The following is a 1,810-nucleotide window of genomic DNA, read 5'->3' as shown; positions in this document are numbered from 1 at the left end:
GGTCATCGTGTGCGCCGCGGAGTCGTCGTCGTTGCGCTTGTCGGGCGCGTCGAACCGGTACGAGTAGAGCGAGGGGTCGCCGTCGATCTGGCCGTCGATCGCCTTGGCATAGGGGTCCAGCAGCAGCTTGTTCGGGTTGCAGCGAGCCCCGTGCGCCGGGTCGTACGGACCGTGCACGCGGTAGCCGTAGCGCTGCCCCGGTGCGATGGCCGGCAGGAACCCGTGCCACACGAACGCATCGACCTCGGTCAGGTTCACCCGGGTCTCCGTGCCGTCCTCCGCGATCAGGCAGAGCTCGACTTGTTCGGCCACCTCCGAGAACAGGGCGAAGTTCGTCCCGGTCCCGTCGTAGGTGGCGCCCAGGGGGTAGGGGCGTCCCGGCCACATCAGCATGGGCCCAGGGTGCCAGTCGGGAGTCCATCTGGCGCGGGGGGCGAGGACGATCGGGCGTGGAGTTCACCACATCCTCAGGCGTTGCGCTTCGTCCCGCGACCTGGTGCGCTGGCCGTCCGGGGGTCCGACGAGAGCGGAGACAGCGGTGAGCGGTCAGGTCGTGGTCGTGGGAGGCGGGCTGGCGGGCGCCAAGACGGTCGAAGGGCTGCGGGAGCGCGGGTACGACGGGCGGGTGGTCCTGTTCGGTGCGGAGACCGAGCGCCCGTACGAGCGCCCGCCGCTGTCGAAGGGGTACCTGCAGGGCGGCGAGGAGCGCGACAGCGCGTTCACGCACCCGGCCGGCTGGTACGCGGACCATGACGTCGACCTGCGGCTGGGCGCGACCGTCACCGCGATCGACCTCGCCGCCCACGACGTCCTCGACGGCTCGCGCACACGGACGGGCTGGGACCACCTCGTGCTCGCGACCGGCTCGGAGCCCCGGCGCCTCGACGTGCCCGGCGCGGGCCTCACCGGGGTGGTCCACCTGCGCACGATCGACGACAGCGACCGGTTGCGCGCCCTGCTGAGCGCGGCGCCCCGCGTGGTGGTGATCGGTGGCGGGTGGATCGGGCTCGAGGTCGCCGCCGCGGCGCGCGCCGCCGGGTGCACGGTGAGCGTGCTCGTCCGCGACCCCCAACCTCTGCTCCGCGTGCTCGGCCCCGAGCTGGCGGCCATGTTCGCGGACCTCCACCGGGCGAACGGCGTCGACCTGCGGACCCGGACGGAGGTCTCCGAGATCGTCGCGGCCGGCGACGGGACCCACGTGGGCGCGGTCGAGCTGGCGGACGGCACCCTGGTCGACGCCGACCTGGTCGTCGTCGGCATCGGCGCCGGCCCGCGGGTCGACCTGGCCAGGTCCGTGGGCCTGCACGTGGAGGACGGCGTAGTCGTCGACGCCCACCTGCGCTCGTCGCACCCGCACGTGCTGGCGGTCGGGGACATCGCTCGCGCGCAGCACCCGTTCCTGGGCACGCACGTGCGGGTGGAGCACTGGGCGAACGCCCTGAACCAGCCGTCCACGGCCGCGGCGACGATCGTGGGTGCGGACGAGCCCTACGACCGGCTGCCGTACTTCTTCTCCGACCAGTTCGACCTCGGCATGGAGTACGTGGGGTACGTGGGCTCGCACGGCTACGACGAGGTGGTCGTGCGCGGCGACCTGCAGAACCGGGAGCTGGTGGCGTTCTGGCGGCGCGACGGCCGGGTGCTCGCCGGGATGAACGTGAACGTGTGGGACGTGGTCGACGACGTGCAGGCGCTGATCCGGTCCCGTGCGGTGATCGACCACGACCGCCTGGCGGACCCGGACGTCCCGCTCGCGGACCTCCTCTAGCTGGTCAGCGTCCGGTCGACGGCGCGGCGGACCACCTCGTCG

At 72.9% G+C, this 1,810-nt stretch carries 1 protein-coding gene and 1 pseudogene; one reads left to right on the top strand and one right to left on the bottom strand.

Going from position 1 to position 1,810, the window contains the following annotated elements; genetic code table 11:
• Positions 1 to 393 (bottom strand): annotated as a pseudogene (locus AC1DUQ_RS21410) (glycogen debranching enzyme); the annotation flags it as partial.
• Positions 394 to 538: 145 nt separating this feature from the next.
• On the opposite strand from AC1DUQ_RS21410, the gene AC1DUQ_RS21405 reads away from it, so the two are divergent.
• On the top strand, positions 539 to 1,768 hold the full coding sequence (locus AC1DUQ_RS21405) for an NAD(P)/FAD-dependent oxidoreductase (RefSeq protein ID WP_477061835.1): 1,230 nt from the start codon (positions 539 to 541) through the stop codon (positions 1,766 to 1,768).
• The last annotated feature ends 42 nt before the right edge of the window (positions 1,769 to 1,810 follow it).

The organism is Cellulomonas sp. P4_B5_2 (assembly GCF_056402235.1).
This window is presented reverse-complemented; position numbering and strand designations above follow the sequence as displayed.